Annotated in this window: 15 protein-coding genes and 2 pseudogenes; 12 read left to right on the top strand and 5 right to left on the bottom strand. The window is 40.2% G+C overall.

The window, feature by feature from the left end:
• Positions 1–20: 20 nt before the first annotated feature.
• The 9 genes and pseudogenes from B9N86_RS06735 to B9N86_RS30175 all read left to right on the top strand — a co-directional run bounded on the left by B9N86_RS06735 (position 21) and on the right by B9N86_RS30175 (position 11356).
• Entirely contained in the window at positions 21–806 is a 786-nt protein-coding gene (locus tag B9N86_RS06735) for a GNAT family N-acetyltransferase (RefSeq protein ID WP_208918325.1), read from the top strand.
• A 239-nt stretch (positions 807–1045) separates the two neighbouring features.
• A complete protein-coding gene (locus B9N86_RS06740) occupies positions 1046–2221 on the top strand; it encodes a M28 family peptidase (RefSeq protein WP_208918326.1) in 1176 nt (391 codons plus the stop codon).
• A gap of 441 nt (positions 2222–2662) precedes the next feature.
• Positions 2663–7159, top strand: coding sequence for a non-ribosomal peptide synthetase (locus B9N86_RS06745; protein ID WP_208918327.1), 4497 nt, complete (start codon positions 2663–2665; stop codon positions 7157–7159).
• A 147-nt stretch (positions 7160–7306) separates the two neighbouring features.
• A complete protein-coding gene (locus B9N86_RS06750; protein WP_208918328.1) occupies positions 7307–8065 on the top strand; it encodes a ParB N-terminal domain-containing protein in 759 nt (252 codons plus the stop codon).
• A gap of 86 nt (positions 8066–8151) precedes the next feature.
• Positions 8152–9373: pseudogene (locus B9N86_RS06755) on the top strand (IS110 family RNA-guided transposase); the annotation flags it as partial.
• A 409-nt stretch (positions 9374–9782) separates the two neighbouring features.
• Positions 9783–10025 carry an acyl carrier protein gene (locus B9N86_RS06760; protein WP_208918329.1) on the top strand — a complete coding sequence of 81 codons (243 nt, stop codon included), beginning with the start codon at positions 9783–9785 and terminating at the stop codon, positions 10023–10025.
• 179 nt (positions 10026–10204) lie between these two features.
• Entirely contained in the window at positions 10205–10426 is a 222-nt protein-coding gene (locus B9N86_RS30165; RefSeq protein WP_244562981.1) for a hypothetical protein, read from the top strand.
• Positions 10426–10941 (top strand): annotated as a pseudogene (locus tag B9N86_RS30170) (reverse transcriptase domain-containing protein); the annotation flags it as partial. The gene B9N86_RS30165 and the pseudogene B9N86_RS30170, both read left to right, overlap by 1 nt.
• 217 nt (positions 10942–11158) lie before the next feature.
• On the top strand, positions 11159–11356 hold the full coding sequence (locus tag B9N86_RS30175; RefSeq protein ID WP_244562982.1) for a group II intron maturase-specific domain-containing protein: 198 nt from the start codon (positions 11159–11161) through the stop codon (positions 11354–11356).
• Between the two features lie 267 nt (positions 11357–11623).
• Here B9N86_RS30175 and B9N86_RS06770 read toward each other — a convergent pair whose 3' ends face one another.
• The 3 genes from B9N86_RS06770 to B9N86_RS06780 all read right to left on the bottom strand — a co-directional run bounded on the left by B9N86_RS06770 (position 11624) and on the right by B9N86_RS06780 (position 15261).
• A complete protein-coding gene (locus B9N86_RS06770) occupies positions 11624–14281 on the bottom strand; it encodes a cation-translocating P-type ATPase (protein WP_208918330.1) in 2658 nt (885 codons plus the stop codon).
• A gap of 26 nt (positions 14282–14307) precedes the next feature.
• Positions 14308–14883 (bottom strand): TetR/AcrR family transcriptional regulator, encoded by a 576-nt coding sequence (locus tag B9N86_RS06775; protein ID WP_208918331.1) that lies wholly within the window; start codon positions 14881–14883, stop codon positions 14308–14310.
• Between the two features lie 255 nt (positions 14884–15138).
• The gene (locus B9N86_RS06780; protein WP_208920141.1) at positions 15139–15261 is read right to left on the bottom strand and encodes a helix-turn-helix domain-containing protein; all 123 of its coding nucleotides are present in this window, start codon (positions 15259–15261) and stop codon (positions 15139–15141) included.
• Between the two features lie 41 nt (positions 15262–15302).
• On the opposite strand from B9N86_RS06780, the gene B9N86_RS06785 reads away from it, so the two are divergent.
• Together B9N86_RS06785 and B9N86_RS06790 are read left to right on the top strand one after the other, a co-directional pair.
• Positions 15303–15800: an ATP-binding cassette domain-containing protein gene (locus B9N86_RS06785; protein ID WP_208918332.1), complete on the top strand. Its 498-nt coding sequence runs from the start codon at positions 15303–15305 to the stop codon at positions 15798–15800.
• A gap of 105 nt (positions 15801–15905) precedes the next feature.
• Positions 15906–16892, top strand: a complete 987-nt coding sequence (locus tag B9N86_RS06790; protein WP_208918333.1) for a MerR family transcriptional regulator — start codon at positions 15906–15908, stop codon at positions 16890–16892.
• 444 nt (positions 16893–17336) lie between these two features.
• Here B9N86_RS06790 and B9N86_RS06795 read toward each other — a convergent pair whose 3' ends face one another.
• A complete protein-coding gene (locus tag B9N86_RS06795) occupies positions 17337–18959 on the bottom strand; it encodes a glycosyl hydrolase family 18 protein (RefSeq protein WP_208918334.1) in 1623 nt (540 codons plus the stop codon).
• Between the two features lie 218 nt (positions 18960–19177).
• On the bottom strand, positions 19178–19363 hold the full coding sequence (locus tag B9N86_RS06800; protein ID WP_208921013.1) for a hypothetical protein: 186 nt from the start codon (positions 19361–19363) through the stop codon (positions 19178–19180).
• Positions 19364–19689: 326 nt separating this feature from the next.
• On the opposite strand from B9N86_RS06800, the gene B9N86_RS06805 reads away from it, so the two are divergent.
• Positions 19690–22461: an endo-beta-N-acetylglucosaminidase gene (locus tag B9N86_RS06805; RefSeq protein WP_208918335.1), complete on the top strand. Its 2772-nt coding sequence runs from the start codon at positions 19690–19692 to the stop codon at positions 22459–22461.
• The last annotated feature ends 105 nt before the right edge of the window (positions 22462–22566 follow it).

The following is a 22566-nucleotide window of genomic DNA, read 5'->3' on the forward strand; positions in this document are numbered from 1 at the left end:
TTGTCTTTGGAGGTTTTTATATGAAGAATTCACTAATGACGAATATATTCAATTGTGAGAGGGAGTATTTAGTTAATTTTTGTTCTATAAATAATGGACCTTATACGTGGAAATTTAGTAATATTCATTTACCTGATATGTATTTGCATAATTTCATCTTGATTGAAGTTGAATTTGATGGGATTGAACGTTATATCAATTCTGAAATTGAAAAGGCTCAAAGAAATCACAGTAGTTTTTTGAGAATAGTGACTCCCTTTCAGTTAAGTAATCATACAATCAAAGGTTTATCTTTTAACCCAGAAGAAGGGGCATATGATTACATGGTAATCAATACGCGGGATTTCAAGTTATTACATGGGAATCCAGATTGCCAAATAGAGAGAGCAGTTTCATCGAATATAATCGATGATGGCTTTCTTGTTGATAAGCAAGCCAATCAGCATCTTGAATGGGCGGATTTTTATCAAAGAAGATTCGAAAGAAAAAAGAAAGTATACGAGAAATTTGATCAGAATTTTCAGTTTTATGTTTGTTACCATAATAACGCTCCAATAGGCAAAGTAGAATCAGCGTTTTTGGATGAATTTGTAAAGATTGAAGATTTTGATATTTTGGAGAAGTATCAACGAAAGGGGTTTGGGACATCTGTAATTAAGCACTTGTTGAAGACAGCCAACTCAATGAATATCAACCAAGCGTACTTAATGACTGACGGATCTGATAGCGCGAAGGAGATGTATACCAAATGTGGCTTTGAAAAAGCTGGTGAAGTTTGGGAGTATATATTCTTTTTAGATAAGTAGACACTTTAGCTGAAACATAATTCATGACGAATTTACATGCAGATCGAAGTTAACATACACTACCTAGAGGATTTGTCATGAATTATATTTTTTTAGTAACAAGTGTGTTAAGAACAATCTTTTTCTCAAATTTGAACTGTTACTTAACCTTGATACTGAATCCCTAAATTGAAGTATTCATGGATGAATGGGCGTAATGCGTTTAATTAAATTCGATGATTAGAAGGTATGGGATAGAGATGACTGATTTAGTGAAAGAAAATATATTCAAATATATTCAGGAACTAGAGGGAATAAGGCATCCGGTTACTTCTACTGAGCATATAAATTATACGGCTAAATATATAAAAGAGAGATTCGAAGAGAAAGGGTTGGAGATTTTACCTAATTCATTTAAGTTAAAGGGTTCTGAGGAGTACTTTGAAAATATAGTAGGCTTAATTCGCGGTAAAAATGAAAAAAAACTGGTCATTGGAGCTCATTATGATTCAGTTTACAATTCACCTGGTGCTAATGATAATTTGTCTGGATTATCTGTTTTATTAGAAATCTGCAATTGTTTATCATTAGGGGAAACACCTGAATATAGCATTATATTTGTTGCATTTACATTAGAAGAAGGTAATCCTATCTTGTATAGCAAAAGGAATGAACTATTAAAAAAACATGGTTTAGTAGGCTCACAAGAAAGATATGTTTCATGGCAAACTTATACGAGTGTAAGAGAACTTGAAAAGGTAATCGAACAGCTAGTTTTTAAAGGTTTTAATTACGAGCAGGCTGCACGGTGCGCTGTTAAATTTACAAAGAATTTGAAAGAATCAAGTTCACAACAATTAGAAAAATATTCAAATGACTTAATTGACATGTATACACAATACTCTGAACCAAGTGAGATGAGTCTAATTGGTAGTAAGATTTTCATGGATAGCTATATCACAGGTAATGAGAGTGATGTAGTAGGGATGATCAACCTTGACACATTAGGCTATACGTCAAAAGAGTTTGGTTCACAAGTAATTCCAGAAGCGTTTTTAAAGGCGGATGCAGATTTATTCAATGTAAGCCTCGAAAAAAAAATCGGGAATTTTCTGACGATTATTTCTTCTAGAAATGCTACACATCTAGTAAGTAAATTAACTAATGAATTCAAATGTAACGAGAAGCCTGTTCCATATTACTCTATGAATATTCAAGAACAAGATGTCAAAAAAATATTTCGGAATTATGGAGAATTAATGTCCTCTGATCACGTACACTTTTGGCTAGCAGGTATTCCTGTGCTTTATTTAACTGATACTGGGCGATATAGATATCCGTATTATCATACACCAGCAGATGCATCGGATTATTTAGATTTTGATTTTATGGAAGAAATCACGAAGAAATGTGTGAAATTTATACGGAATTTGTGATATGAGACTACACAATTCAATGATTTGATCACTAATAGAAATTATAGGAGGAGTTAAATATGCATAGTTTAGAAGAAAGCATAACAAAAATTGTTTTAGAGGTTCTAGAATTTCCCGAAGAGAAAATCGGGGCACATGATTTGTGGAATGGATTCGTTTAAGTTTATAATGATTTCCGTTCAAATAGAGAATTTGTTAGGTATAAGTATTGCGGATGAAAAACTGTTATTGGATAATTTTTTGAGTTTAGATTCCATTATCAATCTTGTGGAAGAAAGTAAACAGAACTAATTATGGTTCAAGCTAAAATTATTGGGTGAGCGTCTATTACTATTCTTCTGTTTATAAGGAAAAATCATAATAACTTAATCAAAGGAATATCTGCAAAATTATGAACTTGAACATAGTTTTTGAATTGAGTTCTGGGAGGTATGAAATTTAATGAATGACAATAAAGCGGTATATCCATTAACTCATCCTCAAATAAGGATTTGGTATATTGAACAACAATATCCGCATACTTCAATTCATCATCTTGGTGGACTGGTAAAGATTTGTGGAGTGCCAGATCTATCGGTACTAGAGCAAGCCATTCAACTTTGCATTCAAAAAAATGAAGGTTTACGCTTGCAGATGATAGAGTTGAAAGGTCAACCGTATCAGAAAGTCGATCACCCAGTAAAGGGAAAATTTGACTACGTTGATTTCAGCACAAATCCTCATAGCGCTGAAGAAGAGTGTAAGAAATGGGTTAAAGAAAAAATGGCAAGCCCGTTTATTTTGCTAAACAGTCCATTATATTATTTTGCACTTTGTAAAGTAGCTGAAAATAAATACGGTTATTTAATTAAATTACATCACATTATTTCTGATGGTTGGACGATGAATATTCTGACCAAGCAAATATCAGAATATTACACACAACTTTTAAAGGATGAATCGATTGATCTTCAAGTTGAACATTCTTATTTAGCTTATATTGAGCAAGAACAAGCATATTTGACTTCTAAACGCTTTTCACAAAATAAGCAATTTTGGAAGGAACGATTTGATGATCTGCCTGAATCTTCTTATGAGAGGATAAGTGATGGAATAGCAGGTAAGCGTATGACATATGAGTTGAGCCCTGTACTTTCTACTAAATTGCGAGAGTATACGCAGCGTAATCGTTTCTCGATTAACGCTTTTTTTAATTCGTTAATGATGCTTTATATTCACAAGATGACACAGCAAACGGATATCATTATTGGTTCTCCTGTCCTAAATAGATCGGGACAAGCTGAACGAAAAATGATCGGGATGTTTACTAGTACAATGCCTTTTCGTTTGAAGTTAGATACAAAAGAAACACTCTTAAATGTAATACAAAAAGCTAATAAGGAACTTTTGTCCTGTTTTTTTAATCAAAAGTATCCTTTCGATTTGTTTGTACAGGATATTGAATTGCAAAAAAAAGGAAGAGACAGGCTATTTCATGTTTGTGTTAATTATTACAGTACTAATCTTGTTAATACGTTGGCGGGGATTCCATTGGAAAATAAGGAAGTACACAATGGAAATCAACTTTATTCGCTACAAATGGTCATAAAAGAATGGTCAGACCAAAATGTAATTACGCTTCATTATGATTATAAAATTGATGACTACCGAGATAAAGAAATCGATAGAATGCATCGTTATATGATGTATTTGATGGAGCAGATAATTAGCAATGATGAAATTACTGTTTCTGAAGTTTCTCTATTATCACCAAAAGAAGAACAGCATTTGCTTTATGAGTGGAATAATCCGGAGTATGATAATGTTGAATACGGGACTATTCAACAATACTTTGAGGAACAAGTTGCTAAAACACCTGATCATATTGCTTTAATATTTGAAGAGAAGCAAATAACCTATAGGGAATTAAATGAAAAATCTAATCAATTAGCCCGTTTATTAAGAAGTAAAAATGTAGCCAATGATTGTCCAGTAGCAATACTGGGCAATCATTCTCCAGAAATAATCATTGCAATGTTAGCTGTTTTAAAGGCAGGAAGCTGTTATTTACCAATAGATCCAAAATATCCAGTAGATCGGATTCAGTACATTCTGAATGATGCTAACGTAGCTATACTTTTAACGGATGATTGTTATGAGCCAGAATTGAAATACCAAGGTGAAGTCATTCGTATTGATGAAGGAAATAATTATGTAGGTGATAGGAGTAATTTGAATTCAATTAATAATTCGAATGATTTAGCCTATATTATTTATACGTCAGGTTCTACAGGTAAACCTAAAGGCGTTATGGTTCATCATGAGGGAGTACTAAACTATATTTTCTGGGCTAGTGAACAATATATACATTCACAAAACGAAACGTTTGCATTTTATTCTTCTATAGCATTTGATTTGACGGTCACATCTATTTTCACGCCATTGTTAAATGGAAATTCTATCGTTATTTATGAAAGTAATAATCAAGAATTTATACTTGAGCGTATTTTACAGGATAACCGTACTCATATCATTAAAATGACTCCTGGCCATTTATCTTTATTAGCAAAGTTGAATGTTGATAAATCGGCCATTCGATGTATTATAGTCGGGGGAGAAGAATTAAAAACAAATGTATCTAGCCAAATTTACGATGCATTTAGAGGTCAGGTTGATATTTACAATGAGTATGGCCCAACCGAAACTGTTGTTGGCTGCATGATTCATCGATATGACAGACAACAGGATATTAATGTCTCAGTACCAATAGGGCGTCCAATAAAGAATATACAAATTTATTTATTAGATCAAAACATGAAATTAGTTCCACCAGGTGCATGTGGTGAAATATACATTTCTGGGATGGGAGTTGCTCGAGGGTACTTGGGTCGTGAGACATTGACGGAAGAAAGGTTTCTTCCTAGTCCATTTAAAGAAGGATCAAAAGTTTATAAAACAGGTGATTTGGGAAGATTGCTGGAAAATGAAACAATCGAATATTTGGGCAGAATTGATCAACAAGTAAAAATAAATGGTTACCGGATCGAGACAGGCGAAATAGAGCATTACTTATTAGCTAACGATAAAATATCTGAAGCAGCAGTTATCGCTATTCATGAAGGAGGGGATACTGCTTATTTAACTGCTTTCATCGTACCTAAAATAGATATTTTTATTATCGAGATTCGAAGTTACTTAGCTGAATTATTACCATATTATATGCTCCCGTCTGTGTACAAATTTATAAAAAATATTCCATTGAATAAAAATGGGAAAGTAGATAAATTTGTATTAAATGAAAAAATCAAAATGGATACGATAATAGATGAAGATGGTCGTAATGATACTGAGCTTACAATTTGTAATATTTACAAAGAAGTATTGAATATTAGCAAGGTTAGCATCCATGATCATTTTTATCGTATGGGCGGAGATTCTATCAAAGCAATTCAAGTTACCTCAAAGCTTCGAGAGTTGAACTATCAGGTAAAAGTTCAGGATATTATGACATACCCAACAATTTCAGAATTGGCTATGAAGCTGAAAGAAGGCGGGGAATTCATGGTTCCTCAAGAAACTTGTGAGGGGGAAGTCGGCCCACTTCCTATAGTGTCTTGGTTCTTTGAGCAAAAGTTTCAAAATGTTCATCACTGGAATCAATCGGTTTTTCTCAAAATAAAAAAAATGCTAGATGTTCAAATGCTAGAGTGCATTCTAGTTAAACTTGTTCAACATCACGATTCATTACGGTTAAACTATGATAGTCAATCAGAGTCACTATACTATAATCAGAAGCATTGGATACCTACTGAGATGGTATATCATTATGATCTGTCTAGGTATAATGTGGCAGAGCAACAAACCCTAATTAAATCGATTGGGAAAAAACTAAAAGCTAGTATGAATATTGAATCAAGCATATTATTTAAGGCAGGTCTTATTGATTGCGGGAGCGACAGAGGCCTATATTTACTCCTGACTGCCCACCACTTGGTTATTGATGCAATTTCTTGGAGAATACTGTTGGAGGACTTTGCAAGACTTTATGTTCAACTTGCAGAAAATCAAGCATTAATCCTGCCTTTGAAAACGCACTCAATTCAACGGTGGTCTGAGTGTATGAATAGCTTTAAAGAAAATGAAGGTATGGTGGACTTGGCATACTGGAATAAAGAAACGGAAATCGATTTTTCATTAACCACCACTACTCTGAATCAAGATGAATACCCGGCTGTAAAGGAAACCATATCACAAAGTCTTACAATTCCAGAAACGGAAACATTGTTGACCACAGCTAATATAGCCTATAATACAAAACCTCAGGAGTTATTAGTAACAGCTTTAGTACAGACGTTAGCTCAATTTACGAATATCGATGAGATTCTTATTGAATTAGAAGGACATGGTCGGGAAAATCTTGATTCTAATGTAGACATTACCCGCACCGTTGGATGGTTTACATCGATATATCCGGTCCATTTTAAATGGAAAGAGCAAGCGCTAGACAAGCAGATTGTATCAACTAAAGAAAAGTTGCGAAATATCCCACGGAATGGGATAGGTTACGGGGCTTTGAAATATTTAACAACAACAATCTCGCAACCTCAGAATAAACGAGTTAGATTTAATTATTTAGGTCAGTTTGAGCAGAATACGTACGAAAATGTCTTTGAAATTTCAGACGCAAGTTTGACTGGGGAAGATATAGCAGTTGAAAATGAAATGACTGCAATGATTGATATTGTAGCCTTAGTACTAGAGAAAGAGTTGCGAATAGCTGTTACCTATTCGAATCATCAATTTGATTTGAATGAAATGACTGGATTCGCAACATTATTTGCTAATAACCTTAAGCTTCTTGTCAAGTATTGCAATGGAAAAGAGATTCAGGGATACACACCTTCTGATTTTGACGCCGTAGATCTTTCTCAAGAAGAGCTTGAGATGCTCTTTGAATAGAATAAACAAAGATCAAGACTTCTTAACATTTTCGAGAGACACCCTTTCTAGGTATAGTGATTGGTTAAGCCATTCGCTTTACTGAGTGAAAAGGTGTTTTCTATTTGTTTTAGATCGTTTTTAAAATATATAGATTAAGGAGACAGTATGATTGACTTGAGAACCTCACTAAAGCTGTTACCTGTTGACAACATTAAAATGCATGAAAGTTTTCAACCAACCAGATTGGAAAAAACAATGTCAGCTATATTAAATGAAAAAGTATTGATAAACCCTATAGTCACAACCAGGATCAATGAAAGCGATTATATGATAATTGATGGAGTACATCGCTACCTGTCTTTAAAAGAACTTGGTTTTAAAACAGTTGCTTGCCAAATAGTAAACGAAGTTGATGCGAAGCTTAATATGTGGTCTCATCTTGTAAAAGCGGGTAAATCGCTAAAAGCTATTACGGACAAAAATTTGATAAAAGTGGAAAATGAGATTAATAATAAAAGGTTTGTTTTTAAAATAACGGACTCTAAACAAAAAACTTTGTATTTTTATTTGGATAATGACAAAAACATAATGAATTTTGTTGATGCAATGCACTATGTTGTTGCAAGGTATGACTGTACATGTTTCACAAGAGTTAGTCAAATGAATAAGAGTGAGATTGATGAAGAAGACGTACTTGTAGAGTTTTGTGATTTTAATTTAAAAGAAATAAACAGTCTAATTTTTAATGAGGTTCACTTACCAACTGGTGTAACTCATTTTTCTATAAATAATAGACTGCTAAATTTAAAAATCCCTTTAAAATTTATGGAATCCAATATTAGTGAAAGTGATTGGCAAGGTTTTATTCAATCTACTCAAGAGAAGTTAAGATATTATCCAGAATCAATATATTTTTGTGAATAGCAATCGTTAAGAAGAATTTGGCGGGTCTGTCAATTATTTTGTGTAAACTCAATTACCAAGGAATTCCCCCGAGGGGGAATCGGTGAGTCGGTGCAGACATCGCAAAGAAAACGCATGTTGCAAGAGCCATCGATTTCCGAGAGATTGAGCTAGGTAAGGATTGCGTGTTTCACAACGATCATGCAGGCTTATCTAAGTTAGTGAAGAGGATGAAGGAGCTCAATCAGCAACATACCAAGACTAACGTCATCTTGGGCATTGAGCCAACTGGACACTACTGGTTTCCGCTAGCAGAATACTTGTAGCATGAAGGAATTTGTGTGGTGGTTGTAAATCCTTATCATGTCAGCAGAACGAAAGAGCTTGAAGATAGTTCACCAACGAAAAACGACTGCTAAAGTCATAGCGGACTTAGTGCGAAGTGGCAGATATACTGAGCCTAAGTTACCGACGAAAGAATAAGCAGACTTAAGGATTCTGATGAATACTCGTGAGAAATTGGTGAATAGCCAAGGACAAGTCGAACGACGAATTCAGAATTGGCTGGATCGCTTTTTCCCTGAGTACTCAGAGGTATTTAAAGTGTGGGAAGGTAAAGCGTCACTCATTACCCTGCATGATTTTCCAACTCCAGATGAATCGTAGCAAAGGGCGCATTTGCGATCCTTAGACGTTGGAAACAAGACGTAAAACGAGCTGTGGGAATGAAAAGAGCAGAGGAACTGGTTCAAGTAGCTAACCACTCCATTGGTTTATCAGAGGGTTTAAGCGGTGCTTGATTAGAACTTAAATTTTGCTTGTGCAATACGAGATGTATGCTAGACAACTTGAAGAACTGATGGAGCAAGTCGAACGAGTGCTAGAACAGATTCCAGGTACAACAGAAATGTTGACGATACCAAGGAAATAGAAATAGTTACATTAGCTGGGTTCTTGGCAGAAGTCGGAGACTTGAGTAGCTATGAGCATGAACAGCAGATTATACGGCTAGCAGGCCTAAATCTGAAAGAGAACAGTACTGGTAAAAAGAAAGGTAAATCGACTATAACCAAACGGGGGCGATCTCGATTACGTGCATTACTGTTTCGAGCAGTGATGCCAATGGTAGCGAGTAACCCAGAGTTTAAAGCATTGCACTGTTATCTGACAACCCGAAACCAGAATCCATTAAAGAAGAAACAGTCAATTGTAGCTTTATACGGCAAACTGATACGGGTGCTGCACACATTGGGAACAAAGCAGAAAGTATACAACGCAAATGATGTATTAGGTCCATTAAGACAAAAACAGCTACAGTTTGCTGCTTAACGATTCAAACTAACGCAAATACTCAAAACTTTGAATAGAACGAAATAAACGACAAAAGAAGCACGGAGCAGCCGTAGAAAATATTCCGTAAGGGCAACGACCCAGTATAGGAGCAAGAAACGGCGTCCACCTCTTGAGAGGCAGAACGAAGGAATGTAAGGGCATAGACCCAGCGTGATATGGGAGGGTAAGCTGTCGAGGGAACGGTGTGGATATTCAAGGTGCGGTCATACAACAACACCCATTGATTGGAAACATAGATCCAACCTCTATTCTCGCATAGGCTTTTCCAGAAAATTATGTGACAACTCCATGACTTATTTACCTTTCTTAAGAGTCGATTGTTGAAAATCTAAGAATGAGTGAGTAAATGCGAGAAAACGTTAATTTATAGTGGGGGGAATAAAATATGCACAGTTTAGAAAAGAGCATAACAAAAATTGTTTTAGATGTTCTAGAATTTCATGAAGAGGAAATTGGGATACATGATTGCCTAGAAAATTATGGGATGGATTCAATTAAGTTTATAATGATTTCCGTTCAAATTGAGAATATGTTAGATATAAGTATTGCGGATGAAAAACTGTTATTGGATAATTTTTCTACTCTAGAATCTATTATAAATCTTGTGAAAGAAAGTAAAAAGAACTAATTTGGTTTCATTAAAATATTTGTGGTTAGCAATTAGCTTGTCAGATTTCAAATGAAGAATATGTAAAAAATATTATGTGATCTCATCTTGTAAAAGCAGGTGAATCATAACAAGTGTTCTTGGATTAGAGTTACTGTAAAGGTGTAGAAACTGCCTTTATAGTTGAACAAAAGGGATTCATGTCAATCCAATTAAAAGCAAAGCCAACAAAGGCTCGGCGGGAGTTGATGGAGAAACACTTGCAGAAATCGAAAAGCAAGGAGAACATCTCTTTATCCATGAATGCCAGCGAGTACTCAAGGAAGGTGAGTACCACCCTCAGCCTGTTAGACGACATTACATCCCAAGGAAAGACGGGAAGCAAAGACCGCTCGGGATTCCCACCGTTCGGGACCGCGTAATACAGATGGCAACGAAACTGGTGAATGAACCAATCTTTGAAGCGGATTTCCAGGAATCCTCCTACGGATTTAGGCCAAAGCGAAGCGCGAAACAAGCGTTCGACCGAATTCGGAAAGCATGCAACCGCAAAGGTAATTGGGTAGTTGACGTCGACATCCAAGGCTACTTCCAACATTAATCAAGAGAAACTCATGAAGCTGATGGAAATGCGAACCAGCGACAGGCATTCTTGAAACTCGTGAGGAAGTGGCTAAATGCAGGCGTAATGGAGGAAGGAAAGGTTAGGCGCTCAGACTTGGGTACACCGCAAGGCGGGGTCATTTCACCACTCTTGGCGAATATCTACTTGAACTACTTCGACATACTGTGGGAACGACATGGAAGCGGAATCGGGGAACTTACGCGTTACGCAGATGACCTCGTAGTCGTGTGCAAAACGAAGAAAGAAGCAGACCGGGTGTATAAACTGATAGAAGCTATCATGGAGCGTCTGGAATTAACACTGCACCCGACCAAGACGCGCATTGTCGGACTATGGACAGGAGAAGACGGTTTCGACTTTCTAGGGATGCATCATCGGAAGACGAAGGCCGAAACTTCCAAAGGACAGGTGTACTACACAACACAACAATGGTTGACTCGGGAAGCGGAGGAACGGATCCGGGAAGTGGTAAAGGATCGTCTTGCCCCACCAAACATGCGGCACAAGTCATTTCTTGATCACGTGAAATTTGAATCCGAAGATTCAGGGGTGGCGAAACTACTACTACACAGCCTACAGTGGGCGAAAGCTAGCAAAGTTGGATTGGTACATCCTACAGCGATTTACAAGGTGGTATGCCAGAAAGCGACAGCGCAGAGGTTGGATGAGTTCGTTTCGAGAAGTTAAATATCTTGCCAGTCAATGTGGGCTCAAAACGCTCTTGTAATCTGCATGCACATGAATGACGAATATCGGAAAGCCGTATGAGGGAAAACCTCACGTACGGTTTGATGAGGAGGGGCAGAATGTTCTGCCCTTTACTCTAGTGGAATTGCCTAAGGGAGATAAACCCCTAAGGGCGTTCCGCGCGCAGAAATCCGACAGTAATGGTTACTTCCCCCCTTATTCATCAAAAAATGAATTAGACCGCTTCCCGAATGCAGTATTCGAGAAACGGCCATGAGACAGAACTCTATTTTACTCTTTTTGCCATTTAAATCGACTGTCCTTGTGCTCTTAACTTCTTACGCGTGCTGAGCTTCGCAAGCTCCACAACGATTAGTGGAACGATGGAGAGAATCGTGACAATCACCCAGTGCGTGAAGCTTAGGGAAACGATTTGGAAGATCTCCATCAGTGTAGGAATAATCGCAATTCCGAATATAATCGCAATGGAGAGCATCGCGCACCAGAACAACGAACGGTTGGACATGAATCCAATCGTAAAGATCGATTGGGTGTTGCTTCTCACATTGAAGATATGAACAACGGAGGACCAGCCCAAGATAACAAAGGCCATCGTTTGTCCAACTTCATGTGAAGTCGATACTTGATCCGAAATGTGAACAAACTTTCCGACATAGAAGCCAAGCAATGTCAATACCGTATAGAGTGATGCTTGAAGCGCAATCTTCTTGCCTAATCCGTTCGAGAAGATGCCTGCATTCTTAGAAATCGGCTTCTGACGCATTGTATCCGGCTCCATCTTCTCACGGCTCAAGCAGAAGCCTGGAATCCCATCCGCGACAACGTTAATCAAGAGTAATTGGATGGCGATAACCGGAAGCCCCCAGCCAAACGCAACTGCAATAATCATGATCATAATCTCGGAGAAGTTACAGCTAAGCAAGAAATAGAGTGTCTTGCGGATATTCTCATATACGCGTCTGCCTTCTGCAACTGCATCGACAATCGTTGCAAAGTTATCATCCGTAAGAACCATATCGGAAGCGCTCTTCGCTACATCCGTTCCGGTGATACCCATCGCCGTACCGACATCTGCCGCCTTCAAGGCTGGAGCATCATTTACGCCGTCTCCAGTCATGGCTACCACTTCTCCGTTAGCCTGCCAAGCTTGTACGATACGAATCTTGTCTTCAGGTGAAACACGACCATATACAGAGATATGACGTACCTTTTGCTTCAACTCTACATCGGACATACGCTCAAGCTCAGCTCCAGAGATGGCAAGATCCCCTTCTTTCAAAATACCAATCTCGCGCGCAATCGCCGATGCAGTAGCCATATGGTCACCTGTGATCATGACCGTCTTGATGCCTGCATCCATCGCAGCTTGTACCGCAGCCTTGCTCTCCGGACGAGGAGGGTCGATCATGCCGACCAATCCCGCAAAGCGAAGGCCCTGCTCCAGCTCAGCAGCATCCAGCTGCTCTGGGAGCTCCCCATAATGCTTGTACCCCAGCGCTAGAACACGCAGCGCTTGCTCTGCGAACTGATCATGCACCTCATTCGCTCGAGCCTGATACTCATTAGTGCACGATGCATGAGGGTCTAGCGGAATACGGTCGAAGGCGCCCTTCGTAATGGAGATATATCCGTCCTCCGTGCGATGTACCGTCGTCATAAGCTTGCGTGAGGAATCGAATGGTAGCTCATGCACGCGAGGATACTTCGCCTCAAGCTCGGACTTCTTCGTTCCCTTTTGATGCAGCAAACGAATAATCGCAGTCTCTGTTGGATCTCCAATGATGGTTTCTTCGCCATTATTGAGTTCAATCGATGCATTGCTCGCAAGACTGAACATCGTGAGCAACTCAGTTTCTGTATCATTAAACGCTTCTGTATCTGCCTTCGGTTCGTGAGACACAGCCCAGACCTGCTTAATTGTCATCTGGTTCTGCGTCAACGTTCCAGTCTTGTCAGAACAGATAACCGACGCACTTCCCAATGCTTCTACCGCTGGAATGCGGCGAATGATCGCATTTTTGCGAACCATGTTTTGAATACCAAAGGCTAGCGTAACCGTTACAATAACCGGCAGTGTCTCCGGAACGGCCGCTACCGCCAAGGATACCGCCGTCATCAGCATCTCCATGATCGTCTCTCCATGGAGAAGACCAATACCAAAGATGATGACACCAGATACGACCGCTACCAAACTCAGCTTCTTGCCAAGTTCTATCAGACGCTGCTGGAGTGGCGTCTTGGACTTCTTCGTGTTGTTGAGAAGAGAAGCGATCTTCCCCATCTCTGTCTCCATCCCGGTTGCTACTACTACAGCTCTGCCACGGCCATTCGTAACCAAGCAACCGGAGAAGAGCATATTGACTCGATCCCCTAGCGGATCGGACTCTTTCACCTCTGCCTGTGCATTCTTCTCGGATGGAACACTCTCTCCCGTCAAGGCCGATTCCTCAACGAGCAGGTTGGAACTCTCTATAAGACGGGCGTCTGCAGGAATCATGTCTCCTGCTTCCACCATGATAATATCGCCTGGAACTAGCTCCTTCGAATTGATGGGCTGCAAGATTCCATCTCGTACAACCTTTGCTGCAGGCGTATTCATATTCTTAAGTGCATCAAGCGCCTTCTCTGCACTAAGCTCTTGCCTGATGCCAAGCACGGCGTTTAAGGCTACGATTGCGATGATCACGAGCGGCTCCGCATAGCCATGCCCTTCCGTAACCGCTAGATATGTCGATATCAATGCTGCTACCAACAAGATTATCGTCGTTACCTCAGAAAATTGATGCAGCAGCTTGGCTCCAATGCCCTCTTTTTTCTCCTCTTCGAACTCATTGTAGCCCTTCTGCTGCAGCACCTCTGCTGCCTGCTTGCTGCTAAGGCCATTCTCTCTATTTGTCTTAAGCGCCTTAAAGATATCCTCCAGTTTTCTCTCCATCCACTTCATCAAATGCACCTCTCTTTAAATGATTTCTATTGTCCCCAAAGTCGAATTAACATCTCAATGAGCGTCTCCTTTTTGATATCCAGTCGGACAGGATGTCCGTAACATTCGGCTTTCATCTTTTCAAGAATGATGGCCATGAGCACGCTGTTCGCAATCATGGCGATGGCCTGCAGCTCTTCCTCTGGAATCGAGTCATCTGCCATCTTCGCAAGTTCCTTTTCCAACTCCTCCGTGATGTATTCAAAGATCGACGGATACATGAATTCGAGCTCTTTGCTACCTTTTTCCTTAATGGTGACCAAGAAAAAGTCCTTATGGCTTTCGTAAATATGATTGATGAAATCAATCTTCGCCAGCAATAGCTCTCGGATGTTCTCATGATCGGTATGGAAAAAGGTGTCGACCTCTGTCTTAACCAAGCTCATCTGCTGTTCAAGTGCCTCATGTATAAGTTCATCTTTTCCCTTAAAGTGCTTAAATATAGTCGCTTCATTCACAGAAGCTTGTATGGCGATACATTTCGTGGTGGTTCCCTTAAAACCGTGGAGCGCCATATGTTCAAGAGCAGCTGACATAATTTTATCTCTCGTTGTCAGTTTCATTGCTCATCCTCCTCTCTTATTTGACAAGCAAGTACTTACTTGATATTTAGTTTACGAATATGTACCCATGGTGACTATGATCTACATCACGCGCATTGTTGGAAACTCTCGAGTTGGTTAATGCCAAAAGTCCCCATATTATACAGAAAAGTACCCTATAGGTAGACTTTTTTTTACATGTCCACTCTATAGGGTACCCTTTATTTTTTGCGTTGAAGGGTTGGAAAGACCCCTATTTATTGTTCAGCTTGATGTTCAGCTTTTTGTCAGGCGTTGCCGGTATTCTGTCGGTGTCAAATAAACAAAGCGTTTAAACAATTCAGAAAATCTTCCGGCACTTTGATAGCCTACTGTCCGGGCGATTTCGTTAATAGACAGATCCGTTTTTGTAAGTAACTGTTCTGCTTCAGACGATTTCTATGGTGGACCAGGATGTTTTTCTGTTTAACGATACCATTCTAAACAATATCCGTTATGCGAAACCGGAAGCCACGGAACAAGAGGTTATTGCGGCAGCGAAGGAAGCGGGCTGCCATGCATTCATTGAAAAGCTGGAGCATGGCTACTATACGGTGGCCGGAGAAAACGGCAATAAGTTCTCCGGCGGCGAGAGACAGCGAATATCTATAGCGCGCGCTATATTAAAGGACAGTCCTATTTTGTTGCTAGATGAAGCTACAGCGTCTTTGGATATAGAAAACGAATTGGCTGTAAAAGAAGCCATTAAAAATCTTTTGAGAAAGAAAAAAACAGTCGTGATGATCGCCCATACGCTTTCCATTATTAAAAATGCAGACAAGATTTTGGTGATGGATGGAGGCAAAATGGCAGAAGGGGGAACTCATCAGGAGCTTCTCGAAAAAGGCGGGAAGTATGCGGCCATGTGGCATACGGAGTCCAAGCTAAGTATGGCCTAGTCCAAAAAAATGGGTTTGGGAAATCGCAATAAAAAATACTGTTAATAGAACAGTTGACTTTGACGTCGTGTCGTACTTTAAGGTGGTAATTGAAAGGAGGAAAACATGGAGCTCCAGACAATCAGCGAGGTTACAAAAAGCTATCAAATCTCAACAAGAACACTCAGATACTATGAGCAAATCGGACTGCTTCAGAGCTCGAAGAAAGAGGGATACGCTTATCGCACCTATGATGAAGATTCGTTGAAAAGATTGGAACAAATATTGATCTTACGAAAGCTAAGAATTCCATTAAAAGAAATCCAGAGCGTTTTGCAAAGTAAGGAATCAAGGATAGCAATAGCTGTGTTTCAAGATAAGATCGAAGAACTATCCAATGAAATAACGGCATTGTCTGCGGTTAGGACAGTTTTGGAACAGTTTGTGATCGTTCTCAGAGATCAAACTGGGTTGGCAATGAATCTAGGATTTGCAGATGAAAAGATACGGCAGATGATTGAAACCCTCCCGGGAATAAAAACGAACTTAAAGGAGGAAGTAACCATGAATGATTTGAATATGGTCGACAATCAATTATCACAGCTAAAGGATGTAAGAATTGTGTATTTACCCCCATCTACAGTGGCCTCAATACAATTGGTAGGCGGTACACCGGAATATGATACAGGGGTAAAACTTCAACAATTTATGATTCAGACGAATCTTGCCAGTCTCAAGCTTGATCTACGTCATTATGGCTTTAACCATCCGAATGGAGTTAAACCTGACGGGTCTGACCATGGGTACGAAAGATGGGTCACCATTCCAGACGATATGGAAGTAAATGAATCATTTGTTAAAAAGAAATTTCCTGGCGGTTTATATGCTGCCCATATGATACCTATGGGGAATTTCGAGGAATGGGGTTGGCTTACCGAATGGGTTAATAACAACAGCAATGAATATGAGCCGAATTGGGGAGACCCAGATTGCATGAATGGCTCAATGGAAGAACATTTAAATTACATCAATCAATATAAATTGAGCAATGAAGAAATGGACAAAATCGTTCAATTGGATCTGCTTCTTCCAATTAAAACAAAGTTGAAATAGAACTATGGTTTACTTCGTATTTCACGCAACCTGTTAAGGGTTGCGTTTTTTAGTGTGCCACGAATGGCGATTAACTAGGTGGTGAAAGTCCACTGTGGGGGTTTGTAGTTACCAACCACTAGCCAAGAGCAAAGGTGTCCATCGCGAGGTGGAATCTGAAGGAAGCTGGAGGCCTGTGTACTCAAGGTTCTTGGTCGTATTGAATTTGTTTAGGCATTTTACTTTTATCTCAATAATCCCCTTATTAATTCGAGGAAGAAAACCTTCCAATTGTCGGGATTGGAAAATAAAAAAAGACCGCCAATGGCGGCCGGGAAGGCGCTTTTGACGGTTGTTGCCCTTATGCGAAAAACGAAATAGGAATCATAAAAAACCATAGGAACTGCTTGTACCGCGAATAAACGCTATCTCGTAACCCTGCGCGCTCGACAGATGGAGCGTAAGCTACCTGTTCGTATCCCGCCTTACAACTTCATAATCAGCAGCCGTGTAATTCCCCATATACCACAAGGAAACGCCGTGAAGTCCATAATACTTGGCCAGCCATATCTTGGCTTCGATGCTCTGTTCATCCTCGTACCAGATCAAATGATTGCCGCGTTCATCTTTAAAAGTAATTTTCTCTAAAAAGTAAGGATAGTCAAAAACTGACTTGCTGCCCGTCTTAGCTACCCGCTCCTCCACAAGCTTAATGGCCGGATTTTCAAGTACAACCGTTCCATCTTTGCGTGTAATCCATTGATTCGCTTGCTTGGAGATCCCGAGAACCAGTTTATTCTTCGGAATATCCTTAAGCACAGTCTGGATTGTTTCATTGACTAATGGAAGCGGAGCCGAAGGCAGATCGCTCTCCAAATGCGTATAATCGTAAGCCATCACAATCACTTGATCTGCAATTGCGCCAATTTGGCGTAAGTCATAACCTTTGTACCATTCCGTTGGAGGAACCGTTACCGATAGGGTGAGTCCATCAAGTTCCTGTCTTAATGCCTTCAGAAAGGCAACAAAATCAGACTGCTCTGATGAATTTTTCAATCCCTCAAAATCGATCGAGATCCCAGTAAATCCATACGGATTATTCTTCATCGTATCATGCACGGACTGGATAAAGGCCTTCTGCGCTGGGAGATCCTTCAGAAATTTGCTCAGCTTTTGATCCCTGTTATCGGAAAACACACTCAGCTCTTTCTGAACCTGATACTGATCAGCAATCTGGATGGCAGACTCCCAGCCGCTTGGTACCGAATAAAAACTATTATCCAGATCCAGAGCCGCTATGCCATCTGCCATGTAAGACAGCTCAGACCAACCGAATTTCACTTCATTCAAGAACTGCATCTGCTGAGCCTGCTTGAAGGATTCAATAGCGTAGTAACCAATGCCTGCTACCTCGGTCTCCTTTATTCGCTCATTGATCATTCGTTCGATGATTACAGCGGCTTCTTTGCGTGTTAGCGATGCTTTCGGTCTGAATTTACCTGCTTCGTCGCCAACCATCATGCCGAGCTGGGCGCTGTAATAGAGATCTGCTTGATAGCTTGAATCAATTTGAGTGGCATCTTTGAATTTTCGTTTGTCCGCCTCGGCCTTCCAGCCTGTCTGATTCCAGCTAGCTTGCTCCTGATCATCCAGTTTTTGAAGCAGCATACGACCGGTGAGTACAGCGACTTCTTCTCTTGTAATCTCTTGGGTAGGATTAAATCGGTTGTCCTTGATCATAAAATCAATTAGGTCTTGCTCATAAGCACTTTCAATATAAGGATACGACCAACGGTTCGGATCCCGCATATCTTGTAATTTCATGGTTTGGGTTGTGGAGGAGTCTACTTGAAGCGAAGCCATCAGCATTTTCACAAAAGCTTCTCTCGTAAGAACGGCATCTCCTTTAAACGTACCTTTTCCCATACCTGATATTACACCTAATGTGGATAACTTATAAATACTGCTGGCAGCCCAATCATTCGGAACGTCAGAAAATGCCTGCGTTTGTGCACTATATGCCATTGTACTGCCCGACCCTGCACAAAGCATGATAGCCATAGAAAATGCAACAATCTTTTTAAGCATAATTCCCTCCTATTGTTCGCTTCTCCGATTGAAAACGTCTTGGTGACACGCTTGGTGAACGCCTTCAACTCCTTACTGTGGATTCACGTTACTGATTCTCATAGTCTTTCAGATTGCTAAGGCGAATTCAGATAAACCATCCACAGGCATCCTTATTCTACCATTCCAACCATCTTCTTTATAGTGCTTTTTTACAATGAAGAACCTTCTACTAAACTTTAGATGAGCCTGGTAGCGCCCTGCTTGATGACCCGGCCCTGCTCCATCACAATGACCTGGTCCGTATGGCGGATCGTGGACAGCCGGTGGGCTATGACGATGATCGTCATTTTTATGGTTAGATAGATACACCAAGGAACCAGTGATTTTGGTGTAATGAAAGAACGGATAGGTGTACGATTCAAAATTGAGACGAAAGGTGGATAGACGCGGGACAAGCGATCATTACAATAGAGGAAGAGAGACAGCCAAGAACTGGAGGAAATCAAATGAGCTATGATTTGATGATTTTCGAGCTAAGGCGCCGAAGGAAAGGAAGTCGTTTATGGATGCTTAAAACCAGCCGGCAAGGCGTGGATGAGGCGGTGCCATGTATAATTTCACAGTCTTTGTGAAACCGCTTCCATTTATTTTTTGAAAAAATGCTGGAACTGTCAGTCTGTACGTAACACTAGTCTCCATTGCCTCAAGTATGCAGAGGGCCAACATTACAACCTAGGAGGAAAGACCAGTGAAAAAAAGAAAACTAGCACTTCTATCAGCATTAGTGATGACGCTTTCAACACCTCCCCTTCATGTATTTGCAGGAGACGCCATGCCGCCTACAGGCGATGCTGTCTTTAAGAAGAATCAACCGGTAACCCACGGATATCGAGCTGTGGACATTGAGAATTGGAATCCAGAGACTGACCCGGATGCAGAAAGATTAAGAGCCCATGTGCCTTTGCAAACCAGAAATCAGTCATTTGCACCAACACAAGCCAATCCGAAATTAAGTCCAGAAACCGAGTTTTTTAACTTGACCGGGGATTATGACAACTATTTCTTTGGATCTACACCTTACAATAACGAGTTTTCGAACTATTTATTTAATTTCTGGCAGTATACAGACTATTATGGCGGTTGGCATGGAACAGCAACTGAGGATGTGCCCTCCAACTTATACGACCCTAACGAATCGTGGGAGAAACGAGCATTTGAATTTGGTATCGTAGATTTACCTAATCCGGCTTATACGAATGCTGCCCACAAAAATGGCGTGAAATCCGTAGGCTGCATATTTATTCCGCGCGGAGGACAGCCATATGATCTTTTGCTCAGACAACGAGAAGACGGGACATTCCCCGTAGCTGAGAAGCTGATTGAAATGAAGGAATACTTCGGCTTTGACGGGTATTTCATCAACCAGGAAACCTCGATCAAACCTGAACATATTAAGAAATATAAAGCATTCACAAAAACGTTGATAGATGCAGGGGTATACACACAGTGGTATGACACGGTGGATGACAAGCAGGGGAAACTGACCTATCAGCCTTCGCTTATTCCATCCCACAGCTCTTTTGTTCGAGATGACGAAATGGGCGGAACCATAAATAACTCTGTCTTTATGAACTATAACTGGAATTCGCCGGATGGTTGGAATAATGGAGATAGTACGGATCAAAAGTATATTAAGAAAACTGTTGAAGAAGCGAAACAGAGAGGCATAGATCCGCTAAAAACAGTCTTTTCCGGTGTAGAGGCAGGAATGGGAAGCTTTGGGGGATCCCATAACTCGACTCGCAATATGGATATCATTTTAGATCAAGAGACAGGGAATCCATTGACATCGATTGCAACATTGGGCGGAAATTTCGTTCAGCATGCGCTGGACGAGCATCTAGGCGATCCAAGCAAGAACCTTCGGGGAGATGACGATCATCAGTGGATGATCGCCGAGCGTGAGCGTATGTGGTATACCGGCGTTAAGATTGATCCGACCGATACGGAGGAACAGAAAGGGTACGCAAGACCCGATGTGGGCGTGAAAGACGCCTCGGAATGGACAGGGATTTCCAGATATATCACAGAACGTTCCGTCATTAATGAAAGCACCTTTGTGACGAACTTTAATACGGGGCACGGCATGAAATACTATATGAATGGCAAAGTATCGAATGACGAAGAGTGGTCAAACATCAATTTACAGGATATTCTTCCAACGTGGCAGTGGTGGATCGATACAGAGGGAGCCAAACTGCAAGCGGATTTTGATTATGGGGATGCCGTGGAGAATGGTGATAAATTCACTTATCGACCGATTGGAGGCTACAGAGGTGGAAGCTCACTTGTTCTGAATGGATCACTAGATGCGAAGAACTTCCTGCGTCTTTATAAAACAGATCTGGACGTAAAGAATACAACAACAGCTTCGATTACGTATAACAAAACGTCAGCCGATGATCGTTCTGAGATTCAGTTAGGGGTTATTTTTAAAGATGCTCCCGATCAAGTTGAATATATCGCTGTACCTAATAGCGGTGAGAAAACAAAAGGCTATGTCACAGCAAAACTTGATTTAAGCGCTTACGCGAATCGAGAAATTGCAGTCTTAGGACTTGCGTTTGATCCCAAGGGAGAGTCTGTCCAAGATTATCAAGTCAATATTGGTGAGCTAAAACTCACAGATGGGCAAGATTATACGCCAAGTACGCCAAGTGGAAATGAAGTCAAAAATAGGTTTGATACCAATGAGATCAATGTCGTATGGAATCGAGAAGATTATAGCAAGGTAAAACAATACCATCTTTATGCACAGTTGAATAATGGTAAAGAGGAATTTTTGGGCGGTGTATACGGCGACAATTTTTATGTGAAAAACCTAGATAAACATGTCGTGGCCCTTAAATTAACTGCTGTTGGCCCTGATAATACGGAAAGTGAGCCGGCTATCATTTCTCTTAACAGGAAGGACTTCATTTCAAATGTGAAGGTTAAAGAGAACTCAGAAGGATTGGATATTACCTGGGGCAAAGAAAACCGCGGTAGTAAGATTCGATTCGACTTAAGCTTTACCGATGGCAGACAAGATACGTACACCAAGACGGTAGATAAAAATCTGGCTTCTACCCAATTTGAAGTACCCGTGAAAGACGATGATCGTTACCTCTTAAAAATATCAAATTTGGATTCTACAGGCAAAGCCATTGATACCGTCAGTTACGCAGGTAAAATGAAAGATATTTATTCCGAACCATTCGATGGCAGTTACTATATCGATGGCAGTACATTAGGGATTGATGTTCCTTCATCAAAAGATTGGTGGCATATGTACATTACAATCAATGGCGAGGCGGTAAAACCTAAGAAAGATTATAACGGGACAACAACGGATTACTTTATTAGAGGATATCATGATTTGAATGGACTTGCTGTGCCTAAGCAGGGATCCGTCATTGGTATTACATTGGAAGATTATATGGGGAATATGTCAGAGGTCAAACATATAACCGTAAATTAAGTCAACATATACGGAAGAACCGATATACAATTCGAAAAAACTGGTGAAGAGACCCTGAAGCTACTAGCTGCTTCAAGGTCTCTTTTTTTGATATTATCAACTTTC

It is taken from the genome of Paenibacillus uliginis N3/975, from assembly GCF_900177425.1.
In the GTDB taxonomy this organism is placed as follows: Bacteria; Bacillota; Bacilli; order Paenibacillales; family Paenibacillaceae; genus Paenibacillus_AQ; species Paenibacillus_AQ uliginis.